Origin of the sequence: Actinomyces dentalis DSM 19115 (genome assembly GCF_000429225.1) — a bacterium.
GTDB classification, from domain to species: Bacteria; Actinomycetota; Actinomycetes; order Actinomycetales; family Actinomycetaceae; genus Actinomyces; species Actinomyces dentalis.
On record NZ_KE386868.1, the window covers coordinates 19,514 to 34,437 of the forward strand.

Genomic DNA, 14,924 nt, shown 5'->3' on the forward strand with positions numbered 1-14,924 from the left:
GGAGGCGGTGGTGGGCCGGGTGCGGGAGGTGGGGGACGCCGTCTCGGCGCGGGACTGGGAGCGGGCCGAAGAGCTCACCAGCGGCAACCGCCTGGACTGGGAGGAGATCGACGACTTCATGACCACCTACGGGCACCCTCCCTACACGCCCCTGCCCGACGGCTTCGAGACGGACATGCACGCCGCGCCCCTCCACGGCGGCGGGAACTGGATCGACTGCCTGCTGTGGACCGAGACGGAACGGCCCGGCGACGTCGAGATCTCCCTCAAGATCACCCCCGCACCCGATCGGCCCGACCACCTGAACACCGCCATCGTGCGCATGCGCGCCATCGGATCCCGCCACCCCGAACGCCACGACCAGCGCCCCAGACCCGCAGGTCCCGCATGGACCCTGCCGTGGATGTAGTCGGTCGGGTGATGAGAGTGTCGCACCGCGGTCCGGGATGGACCGGGTGAGGGGCGGCAACGGGACCGCTCGCGTCCGCGGGCGGTGCGAATCATCCCGGAGTCGTTGGCGTTCCGGCCCCTGTTCGATCGAGTATTGCAATTGCTATACTGCTGCGATGGACGTGTCTGAGGTTCCCGATCTGGAGAGGGTCGCCCGTCAGACCGATGATGTGGTTCGGGCCGCTCGGGCGCGCCTGGTCGGGGCCGTCCGAGCAGCGCACAACAGCGGCATGACGCAGACGGAAATCGCCCGTCGGACGGGGCGCTCCCAGCCGGAGATCTCCCGCCTTCTGCGCTTCCGCGGGACGACGCCGCTGGCCAGGCGCTTGCGCGATCATCGTGACGAGGTGATCGCGCAGGTCGCGGCGGTGGGCGGTTCGCGAGTGCGGGTCTTCGGCTCGGTCTCCACCGGTGGGGAGCACGAGGGATCCGATATCGATCTGCTCATCCGCGCAGCTCCCGGGACCGGCCTCCTCGAGATCTCCAGGCTGGAACTGCGGCTCGCCGAACTGCTGGGAACCGGCGTTGATGTCGTCCCCGACGACTCCATCCGCCCCTCGATGCGCCGTCGCGTCCTGTCCGAGGCGGCGCTCCTGTGACCCCGACCGGACCGAATGAGGAGGCTCAGTGGAGCGGGATGAAATTATTGAGTCGATCGTGTCCGAGTACGATCTGGAGGCTGGATTCATCGGACAATTGCGCATGCGGAGATTCGACCGGGCGGGCGCGCAGCGGATATTGGACGCGATCCGCCGGATCTCCCTCGAGGAGGACGCCGTCGACATTCGACTGGCTCGTCACCTTTATTTTATTCCAATTCTCGCGTATTGGCAGAGTGCACGACTGCCCTCGAGCGACCAGTGCGATCTCGATGAATTCGTCGACCAGTTGTTCGAGGTCTGCGTCCATGCTCTGGGCGCACCGTGATCTGCTGATGATCGTTGAGAGATTTTCGGAGGCTCCCGGTGGTTCTGAGGGCGCGATAGGAGGGTGCGCGATGCTGCGGGCGACCGCCGCTGGCAGTGGCATTCGAGGCGTTCTCGCGAAGAAGATTCAATGGCGCGAGGCTGCGGTCAGAAAACCTTCGCTTAGACGGTTCCCGAAGGAGGGTGATTATTGGTGAGTGAGGGGATGCTGCGCTTCGATGTGCCCCCGTGGTGCTCGGAGAAGCCGAACGTTCCTCTCGCCGCAGTGCTTCCCGCGGTGCGGGAGGCGGGACTCTCGTGGGTGATGTCCGACGTGTGGGTGGTGACTCGGGAGGGCACTCCGAGTGATCTTCGGCGAGTGCTGGACTCCGCCGAGAACGACGACGTCCCGGTCGAGTGGGCGACCGTTGAACTGCTCGCCCGTTGGGAGCACCAGTGCAACGATATCACCCTGCGCGGCTACGGCAGTCCCGGTGATGCGGAGCCGGCGATCGAGATCGTGGCTTTCGACTCCGGCCCGTGGGAGTTCACCGTCAACGACCCGCGCCGCCTGGACACGGGCCCGCTGCGCGATCTGGGCGGGAGATGGGTGCTCGTCGACGAGCGCGGCGAGACGCGGGCGCTGGTCGACGGCCAGGACTCGCACGACTCATGCGGCCTGTGCTATGATCAACGAATTCGGAGAGGCGGATAATTTCATGTGTGATGGTTCGGCGGACTATGGGTCGGTCGAATGGGCGGTGGTGACGGGGAGAATTGCGCCATCGGTTTTGTTCGTGCGTTTGGAGGCCTCGGGTGAGAAGGCCTTCTTGAATATAACGGACATCCACGATAATAATTTGTGCAGCAGTCCCGAGTACTGGCCGGATGAGGGCGAGCGCATCCGGGTGTGCAGGTTGGACTCGGAGAGGCGCAGGATCCGTGTGACGCAGCGGGAGAGCGTCCTGGAGGGGCTCGTGCGCGGGTTCCCGACGCGCCACTTCGCCATGCCGTCGGGTCTGGGGCCGATCGAGCGGGCGGTGGTGGTCGCCTACCGCGAGGAGGATCTGCTGGTGCGCCTGGTGGAGAGCGGGCAGGAGTGCGTCCTGTCAGCGGACTTCCTGTCCTTTTACCAGGCCGAGTGTGCGCCGGAGAACTGGCCCGCGGTGGGCGAGCGCATCCGGGTGCGCAGGCTGGGGGTGTGGCCCGGCGGCGAGGTGCGCGTCAGCCGGCGTCTGTTCACCGACGGCCCGGTGAACCCCTCCCCGCCGCCGGGGTTCTTCTCGTGCCGGGGCAATCGGGTGTTCAAGTCGGCGGTCGCCTATACGCGGACTCTGCCGGAGGCGGTGGTGGGCCGGGTGCGGGAGGTGGGGGACGCCGTCTCGGCGCGGGACTGGGAGCGGGCCGAAGAGCTCACCAGCGGCAACCGCCTGGGTTGGGAGGAGGTCGACGACTTCATGACCACCTACGGGTGGCCGCCGTTCACACCCCTGCCCGAGGACTTCGAGAAGGACATGCACGCCGCGCCCCTCCGGGGTGGCGGGAACTGGGTCGACTGCCTGCTGTGGACCGAGCGGGAACGCCCCAGCGACGTCGAGATCTCCCTCAAGATCACCCCCGCCCCCGATGACCCCGACCGCCTGGACGTCGCCATTGTGCGCATGCGCGCCATCGGCTTCTGCTACCCCGGACGCTTCGACCAGCGCCCCAGACCCCAGGGGCCGGCCTGGACCGTCCTGTGAGCGGATGCGGGCGGCCGTGGGCCCCGCCGCTCCGGCGCCGTCGGGCCCTACGATGTGCCGCATGACGGAGCAATGCCGCGGCGCCTGCCTGAGCGCGTGGGAGCGGAGGTCCGAGTGGCCGCTGACCGCCATCGCCCTGGCCTTCCTCGCCGTCTACGCGTGGGAGGTGATCGCCGGCCTGCGCGGCGCGGCGCGGGCGGGCACCGAGCTGGCGATGGACGTGATGTGGGCGGTCTTCATCGCCGACTACCTCGTGCGCCTGGCCCTCGCCCCGCAGCGCGGCCGATGGTTCGTCAGGCACCTGTTCGACCTCGCCGTCGTCGCCCTGCCCGTGCTCAGGCCGCTGCGGCTGGTGCGGCTGATCGCCCTGATCGGGGTGCTCCACCGCGGCGCGGGCATGGCGCTGCGCGGCCGGATCACGGCGTACACGGCCGGCGGCGTGACCCTGCTCGTCGTCGTCTCCTCCCTGGCGGTGCTCGACGCCGAGCGGGGCGCCCCCGGGACGCCCATCCGCACCTACGGCGAGGCGGTGTGGTGGGCGCTGGCGACCATCACGACCGTCGGCTACGGCGACCTGGCCCCCGTGACCGCGGTGGGCAGGTGGGCGGCGGTCCTGCTCATGATCGGCGGCGTCGCGCTCGCCGGCGTCGTGACGGCGACGCTCGCCTCCTGGATCGTGTCCCTCGTCGCCGAGGAGAGCGCCGAGCAGGAGGCAGCCACGCGCGCGCAGGTCGAGGTCCTGCAGCGCCAGGTGACCGCGCTGATCGAGCGCGTCGGGCACCTGGCAGGGGCCGACCGGCCGGTGCGGGCCGCCGCGCCGGAGCCGGGGTCGGAGGCGGACGTGGGCGCGCGGGCGGGAGCTGAGCCGGATGCAAAGGCGGGTGCAGGTACGGAGGCGGGCGCGGACGTCCGCCCCGTCGGCCTGTTCGTCGGGCTGGCCGTCCTCGACGTCATCCAGCTCGTCGATGCCCCGCCCGGGCCCGACGAGAAGATCGTCGCCCTCGACCAGACGGTCGCCGCGGGCGGGCCCGCCGCCAACGCCGCCGTCGCCTTCGCCGCCCTGGGCGGACGGGCCCTTCTGGCCGCGCCGGTCGGCGCCGGTCCCCTGGCCGAGCTCATCCGCGCCGACCTGACGGCCCACGGCGTCGAGCTCATCGACTGCGCCGCCGCGCCCACCGCCCGGGGAGCCGCCGCGGCCGGACCATCGGTCTCCTCGTGCACCATCAGCGCCGCGACCGGCGAGCGCTCGGTGGTGTCCACCAACGCCCGCGCCCGGCCCGACCCCGCCCCGCTGAGCGCCCTGTCCGACGCCGTCGCCGCCGGAGCGCCGGCCCCCGACGTCGTCCTCATCGACGGTCACAACCCGCCCCTGGCCCGCGCCGGGCTCGACCTCGCCGAGCGGGTCGGCGCGCTGCGGCTCATGGACGCCGGCTCGTGGAAGGACGACGCCGCCGACCTGCCCGGGCGCTGCGACGTCGTCGCCCCCTCCGCCCGCTTCCACCCGCCGGGCCCGGCCGGGGCGCTGCGCGAGCCCGCCGACGTCGCCGCCTGGCTGCGCGGCCGGGGCGCGGGCGCCGTCGTCCTCACCCGCGGGAGCGCGCCGGTCCTGTGGTGGTGCGGGGAGCGGAGCGGCAGCGCGGCGCCCCCCGCCGTCGAGGCTGTCGACACCCTGGGGGCCGGGGACGTCTTCCACGGGGCGCTCGCCCTCGCTCTCGCCTGCGCGCTGCCGGGACGGCGATTCGGCGGCGGGGGAGAGGCCCGCATCGTCCCCGCCGCCCTGGCCGACGCCGTCGCCTCCGCCTGCGCCGTCGCCGCGGCCTCGACCGAGCACTTCGGCACTCGCGCCTGGATCGCTGCGATGCCGAGGGATTGACGGGGCCGGGCGGGCGGATCCCCGCCCGGGGAGCGGCTTCGCGGGAGCGCGAGCGGGCCCGGGCCCTGGCCGAGCGTCTCTCCGCCCGGGGAATGATTCTGAGTCCTCACTGCGATCGCGCCGCCCGGCCCGGATCCCGAATTGTGGCGCTCCGGGAGGATCGTTCGGGTCGGCACCTCGGATGAGTCCGGAGATTTCCGCGTGATTGCGCGGTTTTGAGAACGGCACGATGGGATGTGGGGTGGAACGATCCTCCCGGGGCGCCATTTCCCGCCCCGAACGGGCCCCGCGGGGGCAAGGGAACCCGAGAGGCGTCGATGAGGGTGAGCGCGACGCGGGCGGTGGACCCTCGGGGGCGGAGGACTCGGGTCCGGTGAGACGCGCGGGGTGCGCGGGAGTCGATCGGGGCCGGGACGGGCGGCGGTGATCCGCACAACTGTGACATACTTCATCGCATGACGGTTCCTGGTCAGTCCCAGCCGGTCCCCTACGGCAAAACGCCCGAGTCGGGCAAATCGGATCAGTCGAGTCAGCCGAATCAGCAGAACCGGTTGGACCTGACTGAATCCACCCCGACGTGGCGGCGGCCCCCGCCCGCCCTCGGGCAGTACGGAATTGCGGGAAGATACGGTTCTCCTCCCGTCACCGGCCAGCGCGAGGCCCCTTCCGCCACCACCGGCGCCATCGGCGGGTCCGCGCCCTCCGACGGCGGGGCGCCGCCGTACGGGACTCCCGTCCACGGACCGCCCGCCTATGGGCCGGGGCCGTCCGGCTACGGGTCGCCCCCTGACGCAGCCGCCGCCCAGGGGCTCTCCGCCGGGAGTCCTTCTTACGGAATCGTTGTCGACGGGGCTCCCACTTACGGGCGGCCGCCTTGCGCCCCCGCTCAAGAACCTTCCACGCGCATCGGGTCCCGGCCTCCGAGGAGGAAGCGCACGGCGCTCGTGGTCTCACTGGTCGTGGCGGCGCTCGTCCTCAGCGCCGGCATCGGCGCCGCCGTCCTGATGCTGCGAGGCAGGGGCGGCGGGGTCAATGCGGATCCCACCGGCGTTGACGGGACCGCGTCGACGTCCAGCAGGTGGTCGAGCGCCTGGCTGGACGGATTCGAGGAGGCGTGGACTCTAAATGCTCCGTCTGATCATGGCAACTACGTTATGGTCAAAATCGTGGGGGACAAGCTCATTCGCGCGGTCAACGGCGGGGGCACTACCACCGTGACGGTGTTCTCCCTGGGGAAGGGGGAGCCCGATCTTCTCTGGGAGGAGAAGGTAGACGGGGCGGCCCTCTGGATTCCTGTCTGGCAGAACCGCATTGTTATCGGAAACACCCTGATCGACATCGACTCCCGTGAGAGGACTACTGCTCCGTGGGATGAGAGCGCCCTGGTGAGCGTCGTCAATAAGACTGCGATCGCCTGCGTCGAGACGACGTGCGCCGCATGGGCCTCCACGTCCGCAAAGGAATGGGAGAGCGTAATCCCGGTGACTGGGCGCACGCGCGTACTGGGAAGCACCGTGGTGAACAATTATGCTCTGGCGAGTAATAGCGACAGGGATGTCCAGTACGCGGTGGTCGACGTCACCACGGGGGAGGCGAAGTCGATCGATGTGGTCAAGGGAATGGTGTCGCCTCAGCCGCTCGCCGACGGATGGCTCGTTTATGTGAGCAATCACCGCGGCCCTGCGACCATCAGTCTTTATGAGGCCGACGGCACCCTCAGGGAGACGTTCACCTCCGGTGTCGGCGATGATTTCACGGTCTACCCCTGGTCCCCCACCCGTTTCACCCTCGACCAGGCGGGCCTGTGGCTGAAGAACGCGGATGCGTCCTGGGCTCCGGGCGCGTTCTCGGTCTCAGACGCGGATCCCTTATGCGAGTCCGTTGTTGTTTCCGGTCAAGAGATCAGCCTCGGTGAGGAGAACTCGGTGACCCAGTTCAAGAAAGGCCGGTGCAGCGGAACCGTCGAGATACAGGCCTTCTACCATTCGGGAGACGGCCAGATCGCCGTGTTCTACGGGCGCGAGGGCGACGATCGATTCTTATGTCTCGTTGATATGACCACGGGCCGATCGTCTGAGCGGATACCTCTGAAAAAGCGCGCCGGGTACGTCGTCGCGGACGACTTGCTGGTCGTCTACGAGGAGGACGGGCACATGACCGCCTACCGGCCGGCGTGACGCCCGGTCCGCGGCTGGCGGGCGGCGCTCCGGCCGGTGTCGAGCCCGACGGCGCCGGGATGGTCCCGGGATGTTGGAAAGCGCCCATGTGTCGCGCATCTGGGAGACCATATGCCTATGAGTAGCGACTCTCAGCCCTCATCGCAGTCCTCGCCGCAGAGTCCGGTCCCCGCCGAGCGGTCCGGTCCCGCCGATCCCGCGACCCGGCCCGATCCCGCGGGCCCCGCCGCCCAGGCTGCTCCCGGTCCCGCCGAGCGGGTCGGGCCTCCCGGACGGCCCGCCCCCGCCGATCCCGCCGATCCCGCGGGCCCCGCCGCCCCCGCGCGCGGACGCCGTCCCTCCGCCCGGCGCGTCGTGCGCCGCGCCATCGGCTGGGCGGTGGTGGCGCTCATCGGCGTCCTCGCGCTGCTCACCCTCTTCCCCGACCTTCTCGGCTTCGCCTCCGACTCGGCCCGGCTCTCCGTGGTCTACCCCTTCGCCCAGCTCATCGCCCTGCGCAGCGGGCTCGTCGTCGGCTTCGGCCTCATGGCCCTCGTCACCGGGGCCTCCGCCCTCATCCGGATCCTGCGCCGCGAGGGCGGGCGCCGCACCACCGCCGCCGCCCTCGTCCTGCTGGTCGCCGCCGGCGGCCACGCCTGGGTCCTGTGCTCGCGCGGACTGGGCAACGACGAGAGCGCCCCGGCGGCGATCGCCCCCGCCGGCTCCATCTCCGCCGACCCCGCCGACTGGGACGGGGCCCTCACCACGTTCAGCTTCAACACCCACTACTCCGAGGCCCACAAGGTCGAGCTCGCCGTCGCGATCCGCCGGGCCGCCGCCGAGGTGGTGGTCCTGCCCGAGACGAGCGCCGAGTACGGCCAGGCGATCGCCGATCTCCTGGCCCAGGACGGCCTGCGCTACACCGTCTTCTCCGCCGGCGACCAGAAGGACGACGCCGACCCCACCACGGTCCTGGTCAGCGCCGTCCTCGGGGACTACGAGCAGGCGCAGGCCCCCGCGGGCGCGGGGCACGGCACCGTCCTGCTGCGCCCGGCGGGCGGGGCCGAGCTCAACGGCCACAGGCGGCCCACAATCCTGGGCGTCCACACGCACGCCCCCGTGCCCGGGAGCATGGAGGAGTGGCTCGCCTCCGTCGAGGTCGTTGTCGGCCAGTGCCGCGGCGCCGGGTCCGACAGCGCCGGGTCCGACGGCGCCGGGTCCGACAGCGCCGGGTCCGGCCCCGAGCCCGGCCTCATCATCGCCGGGGACTTCAACGCCACGCTCGACCACGCCCCCATGAAGGACCTGGGCGGGTGCGCCGACGCCGCGCTGGAGGCGGGCATCGGGGGCGTGTCCACCTGGCCGACGTCGTCGCACACGACCCTGCTGGGCTCGCCCATCGACCACGTCCTGGCCGATTCGGCCACCTGGCGCGCCCGGTCCGCCTCCGTCCTCACCCTCTCCGGCTCGGACCACCGGGCCCTGGTCGTCGAGCTCGCCGCCGCCTGAGGCCGGGCCGCCCGGCGCCTTCGCGGGCCCGGGGCCGTTTCGCGCGGAGGGCTTCGCCCGCCGGTGGTTCGGCGGGCCCGGGCCCGCCTCCGGTCTCAGCGCAGGCGGCGGGCGAACCACTCGGTCCCCAGCCGGGCCACCTGCTCCTCGGCGCTCCCGTCGGCGTCGGCGCCGGTGCGGATCTGGACGAGCCGGCTGCCGTCGGGCAGCATGGGGAACCCCTCGGTCGCCCCGGCCTCGGAGTCCGGGAACTCGTCCGTCAGCGCCCCGTGCACCATGAGGACCGGCCAGGACAGGTCCGCCATGGTGGTCTCGGGGCTCTGCAGCGACACGTCCGCGAGGGTCTGCTTGGACAGGACGTTCCACCTGCGGGGGTTGGGGTTGTCGTCCACGAGCCGGGTCAGGCCGTGGCGGTCGAGCTGATCGAGCTGGTCGGGGGAGAAGACGTGCTCCCACAGGATCGACTGCGGGCCCACGATGGCGCCCACGAGCACCGCCGTGCGCACGGACTCGGGCCGGGCCAGGAGGGCGGCGGTCGCCCCGAGGCCGTTGGCGTGCACGCCCAGGCGCGCGTAGCCGAGGCCGGCGAGCCAGCCGGCGGCGGCCTGGAGGTCCTCGACCTCCCCGGCGAGGGTGATGACGTCGTCGTCCGAGCAGCCCAGGCCGGAGAAGTCGAATTGCAGGGTGGCGAAGCCCTGGCCGCGGTAATGCTCGGCCAGGCGGTCGAGTCGCCCGGCCACGCCGTGGCGGTCGGTGAGGAAGCTGTGGGCCAGGAGGATCGCCGCCTCGCTGCGCACGGGGACGGCGGCGCCGCGGGTCACGCGCTCCTGCAGGGTCTCGACGTCGAGGGGCGCGGCGCCCTCGGGCAGCATGAGCGTTCCGGCCAGGCGGATGCCCCGGGCTGTATCGATGCGGACCTCGGTCATGGCCCCAACCTAGGTCAGGCTCCGGGACGCGATCGAGGGGTCGGCGGGGGCGCAGTCCCGATTGCGCTGCCAGCGTGATGAGCGCTTCGGCACCGTCGGCGCCGTGCGGATCCGGTCCCTGCGCGACACGGGGTCGGCCCCGCCGCGAGCGCGGTCAGCGCGGCGCGGCGGCGACGACGGCCGGTCCCTGCGCGGCGCGGGGCCAGCGCCGGTGCCGTGCGCGGCCTCGGGGCCAGCCCGAGTGCGCGGCCTCGGCGCCGGGCGCCCGGCCCCGCAATCTTCCGCCCGGCCGGTTTCCCAGTGGGCAGACGCGCGCCCGGACCGCCGCCGGCCCCGCTACCCTTACCCTGGTTCCATCCAGAGCGGCCCAGAGACCTGGCTCGACGACGCCGCAGCAACCCCCCGGGGTGCTACCGCCAGGACCGATGGAGAGTCATGAGCACGTTTCCCGCCGCCCCCGGCGGCCCGACCGGCCCCGCCGCCGGCCTCGCCGCCGGTTCCGGACCCGGCCCCGCCGCGGTCGCCGGACCCGGCCCCGCCGCCGGGGCCGCGACCGGCGCCGCGGACGCCGTCGCCCCCCGGGCGCCCTCCGACCGGGCCGAGGCGGGCCCCAGCCTGTCCCTGGAGCTCTTCCCGCCGCGCCCCGGCCGCCACACCACCCAGACCTGGGGGGCGCTGGACCGGCTGCTGGGCGCCGGCCCCGACTTCGTCTCCGTCACCTACCGGCCCGCCTTCGTTATCACCGGCGCTCCCCCCGGCGCCACCGGCCGGGACGCCGCCGCCCCCGCCGCGCGCGTGCGGGTCGTGCGCGAGCGCAACCCCGCCGAGGACGTCGTCGCCCACGTCCTGGCCACCTCCGCCGTGCCCCTCATGGCGCACCTGACCTGCATCGGCTACCGCAAGGCCAGCGTCGTCGAGATCGTCCGCGCCTTCCTGGACATGGGCGTGCGCCGCTTCCTCGCCCTGCGCGGGGACCCGCCTCGGGGCTTCGCCGCCGACGACGTCGTGGGCGAGCTCGCCCACGCCGACGACCTCGTGCGCGTCATCCGCGAGGTCGAGGCCGAGTACTTCGACGACGGCGCCCGCCACCTCCAGATCGCCGTCGCCGCCTACCCGGCCGCCGCCGACCGCGGTCGCGAGGCCGATGTCCTGGCCGCCAAGCGGGCCGCCGGCGCGGACCTGGCCATCACCCAGGTCTTCTACGACGTCGAGGACTACCTGGCCCTGCTCTGCGCCGCCGGCCGCCCCGACATCGGGCTGCCGATCCTGCCCGGCATCATCCCGCTGACCGACCTGAGGCGCCTGACCCGCCTGGAGGCCCTGTCCGGGGTGCGCGTGCCGGAGCACCTCGTGCGCACCCTGGAGCGCTCCACGGGGGCGCGGGCCACGGCCGCCGGCATCGACGCGACCCTGCGCCTGGCCGCCGGGGTGCTCGACGGCGGCGCGCCGGGGGTGCACCTGTACACCTTCAACCGGACCCGCCCGGCGCTCGACATCGTCTCCCACCTGCGGCTCGGGCGCATTCTGGACGGGCGGCGCCCCGACCCGCTCACCCAGCGCGAGGTCTGGCGCAGCTACCTCAACGCCGTGCCCGGCGACGACGCGCCCACGGCCCGAATGCCCGGGGCGGCGCGGCCCTGAGGCCGGGGCGCCCGCCCCGTCCGGCCGACGCCGCCGCCCGCGCCCCCGCGGCGCACGCTCCCTCCCGTCCGCCCGTCCGCTCCCGCGCCCCGCGCGCCCGTCCACCGTCCCGCGCGCCCGCCGCGCACCATGAAAGCGCCGGTCCGCCGGCCCCACTCACGAAGGATCCGCATCCATGACCAACCAGACCCCCGCCGTCGACGCCGTCCCCACGGCCCCGCTGCCGCCCGCCACGATCCTGGGCTACCCGCGCATCGGGCCCGACCGCGAGCTCAAGCGCGCCGTCGAGGCCCACTGGAGGGGCGATCTCGACGTCGACGCCCTGCGCGAGCGCGCCGCCGCTCTGCGCGCCGCCACCCGCGCCCATCTGCGCGAGCTGGGGCTGACCGGCGCGAGCGCGGTGCCGGCCGACTTCACCTACTACGACCAGGTCCTCCAGGTCACCACCGCCCTGGGCGCCCTGCCGCGGCGCTTCGCCGATCTGCGCGGGGGCGCCGGGCGGGCGGGCGCCGGGGCGCCGGGCGGGCGGGCCGAGACCGACGCCGTCGCCGCCGTCGACACCGCCGACGGCCGGCCCGGGCCCGACGCCCACCCCGGCACCTCCCTGCCCGGCTTCTTCACCGCCGCCCGCGGCGAGGGGGAGCGCGCCGCCCTGGAGATGACCAAGTGGTTCGACTCCAACTACCACTACCTCGTGCCCGAGCTCGACGAGTCCACCCCCATCGACTACGTCCCCGGCTTCGGCGCCGTCGACCCCACCGACGGGCCCGCCGCCCAGGTGCTGGAGGCGCTGGCCGCCGGCGAGGAGGCGCCGCGGCCCGTCGTCGTCGGGCCGGTCACCTACCTGCTGCTGGCCAAGGCGTCCGACGCCGCCGGCGACGGCTTCCGGCCCCTGGACCGCCTGGCGGACGTGCTGGACGCCTACGGCCACATGCTCGCCGACCTGTGGGCCGCCGGCGCCCAGTGGGTCCAGCTCGACGAGCCCGCCCTGGTCTGCGACGCCTGGGACGTCCCGCGCGAGGAGGTCCTGGCCGCCGCCGCCGACGCCTACACGTGGATCGCCGCCATCGCCGAGCGCCCCCGGGTGCTCGTGGCCGGCACCTACGGCCCGCTCGGCGACGCCCTGCCGGTCCTGGCCGGCACCGGCGTGGAGGCGATCGGGCTCGACCTGGTCGCGGGGGAGCTGCCGCCCGCCGCCGACCTGGCCCGCCTGGGCGGCAAGACCGTCGTCGCCGGGGTCGTCTCCGGCCGTAACATCTGGCGCACCGATCTGGGCGCCGCCCTGGCCGTCCTGGAGTCCCTGCGCGGCGCCCTGCCCGACGGCACGCCCGTCGTCGTGGCCACCTCCACCTCCCTCCAGCACGTGCCCCACGACGCCGACCGCGAGACCTCCCTGCCCGACGACGTGCGCTCCTGGCTGGCCTTCGCCGACCAGAAGGTCGCCGAGGTGCGCACCCTCGCCGTCGGGCTCGCCCGCGGCCGGCAGGCCATCGCCGGGGAGCTGACGGCCGACGCCCGCCTGCGCGCCGCTCGCGCCGCCCACCCCGGCGTGCGGCGCGAGGAGGTGCGCGCCGCCGTCGCCGCCGTCACCGACGCCGACCGCACCCGCGCCCCCTACGCCGAGCGCGCCGCCGCCCAGGCCGCGCGCCTGCGCCTGCCCCTGCTGCCGACCACGACCATCGGCTCCTTCCCGCAGACCGCCGAGGTGCGCGCCGCCCGCGCCGCCCACCGCCGCGGCCGGCTCGACGACGCCGGTTACGAGGCGGCCATGAGGGCCGAGATCGAGCGGGTGGTGCGCCTCCAGGAGGAGATCGGCCTGGACGTGCTGGTCCACGGCGAGGCCGAGCGCAACGACATGGTCCAGTACTTCGCCGAGCTGCTCGACGGCTTCGCCGCCACCGAGCACGGCTGGGTCCAGTCCTACGGCTCGCGCTGCACCCGCCCCTCCATCCTGTGGGGGGACGTGAGCCGGCCGGCGCCCATGACGGTGGCCTGGAGCGCCTACGCCCAGTCGCTGACCGACCGGCCCATGAAGGGCATGCTCACCGGGCCGGTGACCATCATGGCCTGGTCCTTCGTGCGCGACGACGTCCCGCGCGCCCAGGTCGCCGACCAGCTGGGCCTGGCCCTGCGCGCGGAGGTCGCCGACCTGGAGGCCGCCGGCATCCCGGTGGTGCAGGTCGACGAGCCCGCCATCCGCGAGACCCTGCCGCTGCGGCGCGCCGACCGGCCCGCCTACCTGGAGTGGTCGGTGGGGGCCTTCCGCCTGGCCACCGGCGGGGCGGCGCCCGCCACCCAGGTCCACACCCACCTGTGCTACTCGGAGTTCGACGTGGTCATCGACGCCGTCGACCACCTGGACGCGGACGTGACCTCCATCGAGGCCTCGCGCTCGCGCATGGACGTCCTGCCGGCCGTGGCCGCCCACGGCTTCGAGCGCCAGCTGGGCCCGGGCGTGTGGGACATCCACTCCCCGCGGGTGCCCAGCACGGACGAGTGCGCCGAGCTGCTCCGGCGGGCGGCGGCGGCCCTGGGGATCGAGAAGCTGTGGGCCAACCCCGACTGCGGCCTGAAGACCCGCGCCTACGCCGAGACGGTCGCCTCCCTGCGCCACCTGGTCGAGGCCGCCCGCCGCGTGCGCGCCGGGGCCTGAGGGGCGGGCGCGCACGCGGCGCCCTCTTCGGTCCCGGTTCTGGCGCTCTGGGAGGATCGTTCGCGTCCGCACATTGAACACGTCCGGCGTCATCCGCATGATTCCGCGGTTTAGTCGAGGAGGTCGCCGGGTGCGGGGCGGAACGATCCTCCCAGAGCGCCATTTCTCACGATCCGCGGGGGCCTTCGAGCCGATGGGCGCGAATCGGGCGCGGATCGGGGCGCGGCGGGCGCGGCGGGCCCCGCCGGAGGGCCGCTCCCGGGTGGTGCGAGGTTCTTCTCGGGCCGTGCGGGGGTATTGCACATTGGAAGAGGAGGGGGTCGCGGGTCGATTGTGGGTTTTCCGTGCGATTCCGGGGTTCTCACTAGAATGCTGGTTTTCAGTGGACGGGCTCTCATGAAGGTTATTCAGGGGTGGTTTTGAAGACGTGGGGCGTGAAGATCGTGGTGACGGTCTGCTCGAGTCGTCTCCGGGTGCGTCGGTGGAGTCGGGCGCGGCGGGATCGGCAGGTCGGGCGGCGGGGGCGGCCCGGGCGGCGGCGGGAGAGGTTCCGATGCCCCGTCCCCGCTTCGCCTCGATAGCGCATCTCGCATGGTGGGACGGCGTCTCGCATGTCGTGACGCGCCCCGGCTCGCGAGCACGTCACTTAACCCGCGAGATCGTACCCCAACCCGCGAGCACGTCACTTAACCCGCGAGCACGTCACTCTGGCAGACGTGCTCGCGGGTTAACCTCGGTTTTTCGTCGTGGGGTGCCGGGGGGTGGGGGTGAGGGTGCTCCTCGTCCTGGGATAATGCGGGTTGTCGATGTCCGTGCATGTCCAGGGGAGGGGCACCCTCGTGGTGAATGGTACCGGGTTGTACCCGCAGGCGGGTGTGGAGGCGGGGGAGGGGCCGGCGGGGGGGCCGGCCGGGGCGAGGCTGCTGACCGGGGCGATTCGGGCCGTGGGCCTGGACACCGCGCTGTCGGGGGCCCTGGCGCCCTGGCGCAAGCCCCTGGCGGTGCACGACCCGGGCAAGATCATCGTGGACCTGGCGCTGTGCGCGGCCCTGGGGGGCCGGTGCCTGTC

At 73.2% G+C, this 14,924-nt stretch carries 11 protein-coding genes, 1 pseudogene and 1 riboswitch; of the genes and pseudogenes, 11 read left to right on the forward strand and 1 reads right to left on the reverse strand.

Annotated features, from left to right (window positions below; all coding sequences use genetic code 11):
* The 8 genes from G446_RS0114870 to G446_RS21400 all read left to right on the forward strand — a co-directional run.
* On the forward strand, positions 1 to 409 hold a 409-nt coding region (locus tag G446_RS0114870; protein ID WP_169721310.1), incomplete at its 5' end, for a hypothetical protein.
* Between the two features lie 157 nt (positions 410 to 566).
* Positions 567 to 1,049, forward strand: coding sequence for a nucleotidyltransferase domain-containing protein (locus G446_RS0114875; protein ID WP_026410721.1), 483 nt, complete (start codon positions 567 to 569; stop codon positions 1,047 to 1,049).
* 28 nt (positions 1,050 to 1,077) lie between these two features.
* Complete coding sequence (locus tag G446_RS0114880) at positions 1,078 to 1,377, forward strand: hypothetical protein (RefSeq protein WP_026410722.1); 300 nt, start codon at positions 1,078 to 1,080, stop codon at positions 1,375 to 1,377.
* A gap of 357 nt (positions 1,378 to 1,734) precedes the next feature.
* On the forward strand, positions 1,735 to 2,070 hold the full coding sequence (locus G446_RS0114885) for a hypothetical protein (protein ID WP_026410723.1): 336 nt from the start codon (positions 1,735 to 1,737) through the stop codon (positions 2,068 to 2,070).
* A 145-nt stretch (positions 2,071 to 2,215) separates the two neighbouring features.
* Entirely contained in the window at positions 2,216 to 3,097 is an 882-nt protein-coding gene (locus tag G446_RS0114890) for a hypothetical protein (RefSeq protein WP_156916717.1), read from the forward strand.
* Between the two features lie 61 nt (positions 3,098 to 3,158).
* The gene (locus G446_RS21465; protein ID WP_342664168.1) at positions 3,159 to 4,970 is read left to right on the forward strand and encodes a PfkB family carbohydrate kinase; all 1,812 of its coding nucleotides are present in this window, start codon (positions 3,159 to 3,161) and stop codon (positions 4,968 to 4,970) included.
* Positions 4,971 to 5,914: 944 nt separating this feature from the next.
* Positions 5,915 to 7,147, forward strand: a complete 1,233-nt coding sequence (locus G446_RS19000) for a hypothetical protein (protein ID WP_051286067.1) — start codon at positions 5,915 to 5,917, stop codon at positions 7,145 to 7,147.
* 117 nt (positions 7,148 to 7,264) lie between these two features.
* On the forward strand, positions 7,265 to 8,635 hold the full coding sequence (locus G446_RS21400; protein ID WP_026410725.1) for an endonuclease/exonuclease/phosphatase family protein: 1,371 nt from the start codon (positions 7,265 to 7,267) through the stop codon (positions 8,633 to 8,635).
* 95 nt (positions 8,636 to 8,730) lie between these two features.
* On the opposite strand, the gene G446_RS0114915 is transcribed toward G446_RS21400, so the two are convergent.
* Positions 8,731 to 9,561 (reverse strand): alpha/beta hydrolase family protein, encoded by an 831-nt coding sequence (locus G446_RS0114915; RefSeq protein ID WP_026410726.1) that lies wholly within the window; start codon positions 9,559 to 9,561, stop codon positions 8,731 to 8,733.
* 350 nt (positions 9,562 to 9,911) lie between these two features.
* Positions 9,912 to 9,993: riboswitch (SAM riboswitch) on the forward strand.
* A gap of 3 nt (positions 9,994 to 9,996) precedes the next feature.
* On the opposite strand from G446_RS0114915, the gene G446_RS18475 reads away from it, so the two are divergent.
* From G446_RS18475 to G446_RS0114930, 3 genes and pseudogenes are all read left to right on the forward strand, one after another.
* Entirely contained in the window at positions 9,997 to 11,202 is a 1,206-nt protein-coding gene (locus G446_RS18475) for a methylenetetrahydrofolate reductase (protein ID WP_084779298.1), read from the forward strand.
* 175 nt (positions 11,203 to 11,377) lie between these two features.
* A complete protein-coding gene (gene metE / locus G446_RS0114925; RefSeq protein WP_026410727.1) occupies positions 11,378 to 13,855 on the forward strand; it encodes a 5-methyltetrahydropteroyltriglutamate--homocysteine S-methyltransferase in 2,478 nt (825 codons plus the stop codon).
* An 806-nt stretch (positions 13,856 to 14,661) separates the two neighbouring features.
* Positions 14,662 to 14,924: pseudogene (locus tag G446_RS0114930) on the forward strand (IS1380 family transposase); the annotation flags it as partial.

Bases quoted from the DNA above. Each gene is read 5' to 3' on its own strand.
- G446_RS21400 (WP_026410725.1), top strand. From the start codon at position 7,265: ATGAGTAGCGACTCTCAGCCCTCATCGCAGTCCTCGCCGCAGAGTCCG.
- G446_RS21465 (WP_342664168.1), top strand. From the start codon at position 3,159: ATGACGGAGCAATGCCGCGGCGCCTGCCTGAGCGCGTGGGAGCGGAGG.
- G446_RS0114915 (WP_026410726.1), bottom strand. From the start codon at position 9,561: ATGACCGAGGTCCGCATCGATACAGCCCGGGGCATCCGCCTGGCCGGA.
- metE (WP_026410727.1), top strand. From the start codon at position 11,378: ATGACCAACCAGACCCCCGCCGTCGACGCCGTCCCCACGGCCCCGCTG.
- G446_RS0114875 (WP_026410721.1), top strand. From the start codon at position 567: ATGGACGTGTCTGAGGTTCCCGATCTGGAGAGGGTCGCCCGTCAGACC.
- G446_RS18475 (WP_084779298.1), top strand. From the start codon at position 9,997: ATGAGCACGTTTCCCGCCGCCCCCGGCGGCCCGACCGGCCCCGCCGCC.